The sequence below is a fragment of the Isoptericola sp. NPDC058082 genome, assembly GCF_042885055.1.
In the GTDB taxonomy this organism is placed as follows: Bacteria; Actinomycetota; Actinomycetes; order Actinomycetales; family Cellulomonadaceae; genus Isoptericola.
In genome coordinates this window covers 162,343-168,477 of record NZ_JBHVSQ010000002.1, presented here as the reverse complement: position 1 = coordinate 168,477, position 6,135 = coordinate 162,343, and the positions used below count along the sequence as shown (strand labels likewise).

Genomic DNA, 6,135 nt, shown 5'->3' with positions numbered 1-6,135 from the left:
GATGGGTGAGGGCAACACCTCGCTCATGGTGGGAGCTGTCCATGCTGGCCCGCCCCCCACGAACCCCGTGGGGTAGCCCGAGGGAGGAGAACCACCTCCGTCCCGCGGCGGGCTCGCGCGCTATCCTGGCGCGCGACACACCCCCACGACGTGTCCGCGCGCATCGAGCGGCACCCGAGCCGAGGATCCCCATGCACCAGACCCGGACGCGCGCTGCCCTCGTGGCCGGCGCGCTCGTCGTGGCTGTCGGTGTCCTCGGGGCCTGCTCGCCGGAGGCCGACGAACCCGCCGCCGTCCTGCCGGCCAGCCCGAGACCCTCGCCCACCGTGGACGCGGCCGAGCAGCAGGCTGTCGAGGCCGCCGAGCAGACGCTGCAGGACTTCTACGACCTCGGTGCGAAGGTCGGCAACGACGGCTTCGCGAGCTGGCAGATGATGCAGGGCTTCTGGACCGACGACGAGCAGTGGCAGGCCCAGCGGACGACGTACGAGCAGCGCGTCGCCGACGGCTGGAAGACCGAGGGCGCCGCGACCTTCACGGACGTGGAGGCCTCCGACTTCGACCCGGGCGGGGACTCGCCGGGCGACGAGCGGGTGACCCTCGAGGTCTGCAACGACACCTCCGGCGTCACGACCCTCGACAAGGACGGGGCGAAGGTCCCCCGGGCCGAGGGGGTGCCGGAACGGTTCACGGTCGTCTACACGATGAGCGCGCGCGGGGAGGACCGATGGGGCATCGACAGCCGCGAGGCCGATACGGAGCAGTCGTGCTGAGGCAGGTCGCACGGGTCGTCGCCGTGCTGATGCTGTTCACCGGGGTGGCAGTCGCACCGTCGGTCGCGACCCCTGCCCCCGCGGTCGCCGCACCCTGCACGGGTGAGGGAGGCGCCGACAACGAGGGCAACGTCGGCGGCGAGGTGACCTGCCCGGGCGAGGACGGCGACGACGGCTCGGACCCCGGCGGCGGAGGCGGGGACGGCTCCGTCCGCGAGTGCAAGTACGGCTCGCACGTCATCCCGTGCAAGAAGGGCAAGGCCGTCTACAACAGCGAGCGTGGTTGCTACATGGCGCTGGCCAACCCGCAGCCCCCGAAGGACGACAAGATCTGGGACGGCAAGACCGAGGGCTACATCGTCGCCTGCGTGCCGCCGGAGGACGAGTGCCTGGACGACGTCGAGGGCTACACCTATCTCTGCGCCCCGTTCCGGCTGTGGCAGGAGGACCCGCCGCCGACGGAGGTCGGTCCGTCGCCGCTGGAGCTGGCGGAACGCGCGTTCGCCCGCATGCAGCTGACGATGGGCGAGATCGGCTCGACACCGCCGACGACGGAGGTGGACGGGGCCGCGATCGGGATCGTCGGGATGCCGGTCTGGCTCTGGGTGGCGAACCCGGCGGCGAACACGACCGGCCCCATCACGGAGTCCGAGACGGACGGCGGGCTCACCGTCACCGTCGAGGGACAGCTGGACCGCATCGTGTGGACGCTGACCGACGACGACACCGGCGAGGTCTACGCCACGACCACCTGCGCGGGCTCCCGCGCGCCGGGCACCCCCTGGTCGGAGGCCGTGAGCAGCGACGCCCGCCCGTCCCCGACGTGCGGGTTCGACGGGGCCGAGAACCGGCGCTCCGGGAACATCACGGTGACGGGGACGGCGTACTGGACCGCGGAGTGGGATGGCGGCGGCCTGGACGGCAAGATCGACGTGCCCGCCCAGACGCGCGAGTCGACCCTCGCCATCGGCGAGGCGCAGGTCCTCGTCCAGTAGCGCGACCGTGGTGCGGCGCTGACGCCGTCCCGATGCCTTCGGTGCGACGTCGTGGCACGATCGCGGCCATGACAGTGGCGTTCGTGCTCGGCGGCGGCGGGGTGCGCGGGGCGGTCCAGGTGGGCATGCTGCAGGCGCTGTTCGAGGCGGGGGTGACGCCCGGCCTCGTGGTCGGCACGTCGATCGGCGCGATCAACGGCGCCGCGGTCGCCGCCGACCCGAGCATCGCCGTCGTCGACCGCCTCGGTGCCGCGTGGGCGTCCCCGACGGCGAACGAGGTCTACGGCGAGGCCTGGTACCGACAGCTCGGCCGCCTCGCCAAGTCCCGCACGCACCTGTACGACCCGGCCGCGCTGCGCCGGCTCATCGCGGGCACCCTGGGGGAGCTCACCACCTTCGAGGACCTGACGGTGCCCCTCGTGGTCGCCGCGGCGAGCATCGAGCGTGCGTCGGAGCACTGGTTCGACTCCGGGCCGCTGGTCGAGGCGGTGCTCGCCTCGGCGTCGGTGCCGGGCGCGCTGCCGCCCACCGAGATCGGCGGCGAGCACTACGTGGATGGCGGCATGGTGAACTCCATCCCGCTCGGCGAGGCCGTGCGCCGCGGCGCGACCACGGTCTACGTGCTGCAGGTGGGGCGGGTCGAGGAGCCCCTCACGGTGCCGTCCAAGCCGTCAGACGTCGCGCGCGTGAGCTTCGAGATCGCGCGGCGGCACCGCTACTTCCGGGAGCTGGAGGAGGCCCGCCGGGTCGCGACCGTGCACGTGCTGCCGACCGGCGGCGCGCTGCCGGGGGACGAGAAGCTCGGCGCGTTCCGGCGCATGGACTCCACCGCGTCACGCATCGCCCAGTCGTACGCCGCCGCGCGGGACTACCTCGCGGCAGCGCCGCCGGGACCCGCACCGGGGCCGACGCCCCCGGACGCGGCAGGGCAGCCGTGATCGCGCCCCCGCCCCGCTGGGTCCGGCGGGTCGTGCTGGCGCCGCTCGTGGTGCTGCTGGCGGTGCTCCTGGTGCCGACGTCGATCATGCTCGCCCTGGTCGTCGGCGCCGCGCTGACCTGGCTGCTGCCGGGCCGGCTGCGGGTGGTGCGCCTGCTGTGGATGCTGTCGTTCTACGTGCTGTGGGACGCCGCCGCGCTGGTGGTGCTGTTCGGGCTGTGGGTGGCGTCCGGGTTCGGGCTGGCGATGCACCGCCCCTGGGTGCAGCGGGCGCACGTCGCCGTGGCGCGGGCCGCGCTGGCCGTCCTCTTCTGGCAGGTGCGGTGGACGCTGCGGCTGACCATCGTCGTCGAGGTCGAGAAGGGGGCGAGGCTGCCCGACGTCCCCGTCCTCGTGCTCAGCCGGCACGCCGGTCCGGGGGACTCGTTCATCCTGGTCGACGTCCTCCTCGGTCGCGCCCACCGCGCGCCCGCCATCGTCCTCAAGGACACGCTCCAGTGGGACCCGGCGATCGACGTGCTCCTGGGCCGGCTGCCCGCGGCCTTCGTCACGCCCGTCGCGCGGCGGAGATCGGGGCAGCCCGGCGCCGCGGAGACCATCACGCGCATCTCGGCCGACCTGGGGCCCGGCGACGCCCTCGTGCTGTTCCCCGAGGGGGGCAACGTGACGCCCCGGCGCCGCGCGCAGCGGATCGACGCGCTCCGTGCCCACGGCAAGGACGCCCTCGCCGACCGGGCCGAGCGCATGCCGCACGTCATGGTGCCGCACGCGGGCGGTTTCCTGTCCGCGCTCGACGCCGTCGCGCCCGACGCCGCCGTGCTGGTCGTCGCGCACACGGGCCTGGACCGTCTCGTCACGGTCAAGGACATCTGGCGCGAGCTGCCGATGGACAAGACGATCGTGCTCGGCGGCACCCTGGTGCGCGTCGGCGACCTCCCTGCCGACGTCGAGGGCCGGGAGCTGTGGCTCTTCGAGCAGTGGGAGCGCGTGGACGCCTGGATCACCGCACGCTCCGCGGACCTCGACGCCGCCAGGCCGTGACCGTCGTGGTGGCGCCCGTCGCCCCGCGCCTCTTCCGGGCCGACGACGCCACGCACGCCGTTCTGCGCGCCGGGAGCGGCCGACTGGGGGATGGTGGTGACAAGGCGAGCAGCGCTGAACACCCCGTTCACGGAGGCAGCCGGGCGGTGTAAGGTCTCCCGGCCGCCGAGACCCGGTGGTACAGACCACTCCAGTAAGGAGCCTCAACGATGCAGCTCATGCGGAGGCGCTCGATCGAAGCCACGATCGCGGCGTCCGACGAGCCCCAGCGCCAGCTCAAGCGGACCCTCGGCGCCTGGGACCTCATGGTCCTCGGCATCTCGGTGGTGATCGGCGCCGGAATCTTCTCGAAGGCCGCGCAGGTGTCGGCCACGCAGACCGGCCCGTCGGTCGTGATCTCGTTCGTCATCGCCGGCGTCGTGTGCGCCCTGGCGGCGTTGTGCTACGCCGAGTTCGCGTCGTACATGCCGGTGGCGGGCTCCGCGTACACGTTCTCGTACGCGTCGATGGGCGAGCTGCTCGCGTGGATCATCGGCTGGGACCTCATCCTGGAGATGTTCTTCGCCGCGTCCGTCGTGGCGAAGGCGTGGGGCCTCTACTTCGACAACTTCCTCAACGTCTTCGGCCTCGGCGGCGTCGACTCCGAGGGCGTCGCCTCCGGCATCCACAACACCGTGAGCCTCGGCGGCGTCTCCTTCGACTGGGGCACCGCGATCCTCATCGTCGTGCTCGCGACGCTGCTCGCCGTCGGCACCAAGCTCTCGACGCGTGTCACCGGCGTCCTCACGGCCATCAAGGTCGCGATCGTGCTGCTCATCATCGTGGTCGGCTTCGCGTTCTTCAGCGCGTCCAACCTCAGCCCGTTCGTGCCGAGCCCGGAGTCGTTCGGCGAGTCCACGACGCACAACACCACGATGACGCAGACCCTCTTCTCCTGGATGGCCGGCGCCGAGCTCTCCGTGGGCGGCGTGATGGGCATCCTCGCGGGTGCCGGCACCGTGTTCTTCGCGTTCATCGGTTTCGACGTCGTCGCCACCGCGGCGGAGGAGACCAAGAACCCGCGGCGGAACGTCCCCCGCGGCATCCTCGGCGGCCTCGCCATCTGCACCGGCCTCTACATCGCCGTGTCGATCGCGCTCTCCGGCATGGCCACCCCGCAGCAGCTGCGCGACGCCACCCCCGACGGCGGCGCGTCCGCGACGATCATCACCGCGTTCCAGCTGCAGGAGAACGCCCCGACCTGGGCCACCCAGGTCATCACGGTGGGCATCCTCGTCGGCCTCACCACCGTGGTCATGGTGCTCATGCTCGGCCTCACCCGCATCGTCTTCGCGATGAGCCGTGACGGCCTGCTGCCCCGCGGCATGTCGAAGACGTCGGAGAAGCGCGGCACCCCCGTGACGATCCAGGTCGGCACCGCCGTGCTCCTGGTCGTCGTCACCTGCTTCTTCTCCGTCGACGTGCTCGGCAACATGGTGAACATCGGCACCCTGTCGGCCTTCGTGCTGGTGAGCTTCGGCATCCCGATCCTGCGTCGTCGCCAGCTCAAGGCCGGCGGCGGGGAGGTCAAGGCCGACCACTTCAAGGTGCCGTGGTCGCCGGTGCTGCCGATCGTCTCGGGCGTGCTGTGCCTGTGGCTCATGCTGCAGCTGGACGTCGAGACGTGGCTGCGGTTCCTGGTGTGGCTCGCGCTCGGCTTCGCGATCTACTTCCTGTACGGCTACCGCAACTCGCAGCTGGGCAAGAACCCGTCGCAGCTCGCCGCCGACTACCGCGAGGCCCTGCAGACGGCCATCGGTGTGGACGACGACACCCCGCGGCGCGACTGACCGTTCGCGCCCGGCACACCACGGCGGCCCGCCAGAGCACTCTGGCGGGCCGCCGTCGTACGCGCCGGGACGGGAGGCCTCTCAGCCGGCGAGCGACTCCAGCACCTTCGCGACACGGCGGTCCCGGGTCTCGTCGGTCCTGGCGCCGTCCACGCTGAGGGCGTGCGCCTTCTGCCTGCTCGGCGACAGCTTGCCCCAGGCGGCGGTGGCCGCGGGGTCGGCGGCGAGCGCGGACGCCAGGGCGGGCGGCACCTCGACCGTGCGGGGCGCGTCGTCGACCTCGAGCCGCACCTCGACCTCGTCGCCGGCGCCGCGGCCGGTGGCCGCGCGGGTCTCGGCGTTGAACGAGACCAGGAAGCGCCCGCCCATCGACGACACGGTGGTGCGGTAGGTGTAGCCGCCGTCGACCGTCACGACGACCGGGACCCGCCGGCCGCGCCCGAACGCCGCGACGACGGTGTCCGGCACGGGCAGCCCGACGTTGTTGCCGCCGGTCGCGAGCAGGGTGGTGGTGAAGGTCTGGACCGCGGGCGCGTCGCTCATGGGCACGACCGTAGCGA

6 protein-coding genes are annotated in these 6,135 nt (G+C 72.6%); 5 read left to right on the top strand and 1 reads right to left on the bottom strand.

Translation table 11 applies throughout. The features are described from left to right. Positions 1-191: 191 nt before the first annotated feature. The 5 genes from ACFVS0_RS03720 to ACFVS0_RS03700 all read left to right on the top strand — a co-directional run bounded on the left by ACFVS0_RS03720 (position 192) and on the right by ACFVS0_RS03700 (position 5,575). Complete coding sequence (locus tag ACFVS0_RS03720) at positions 192-773, top strand: hypothetical protein (protein ID WP_430587199.1); 582 nt, start codon at positions 192-194, stop codon at positions 771-773. Next, entirely contained in the window at positions 767-1,768 is a 1,002-nt protein-coding gene (locus ACFVS0_RS03715; protein ID WP_430587198.1) for a hypothetical protein, read from the top strand. The genes ACFVS0_RS03720 and ACFVS0_RS03715 overlap by 7 nt, the downstream gene beginning before the upstream one ends. A gap of 68 nt (positions 1,769-1,836) precedes the next feature. Continuing rightward, complete coding sequence (locus ACFVS0_RS03710) at positions 1,837-2,706, top strand: patatin-like phospholipase family protein (protein WP_430587197.1); 870 nt, start codon at positions 1,837-1,839, stop codon at positions 2,704-2,706. Further along, the gene (locus ACFVS0_RS03705; protein WP_430587196.1) at positions 2,703-3,746 is read left to right on the top strand and encodes a 1-acyl-sn-glycerol-3-phosphate acyltransferase; all 1,044 of its coding nucleotides are present in this window, start codon (positions 2,703-2,705) and stop codon (positions 3,744-3,746) included. Before ACFVS0_RS03710 ends, ACFVS0_RS03705 begins: the two co-directional genes overlap by 4 nt. 209 nt (positions 3,747-3,955) lie before the next feature. Then, on the top strand, positions 3,956-5,575 hold the full coding sequence (locus ACFVS0_RS03700; protein ID WP_430548904.1) for an APC family permease: 1,620 nt from the start codon (positions 3,956-3,958) through the stop codon (positions 5,573-5,575). Between the two features lie 81 nt (positions 5,576-5,656). Here the strand turns inward: ACFVS0_RS03700 and ACFVS0_RS03695 are convergent, their stop codons facing one another. Beyond that, positions 5,657-6,118 (bottom strand): YdeI/OmpD-associated family protein, encoded by a 462-nt coding sequence (locus ACFVS0_RS03695; RefSeq protein WP_430548905.1) that lies wholly within the window; start codon positions 6,116-6,118, stop codon positions 5,657-5,659. Positions 6,119-6,135 lie beyond the last annotated feature (17 nt).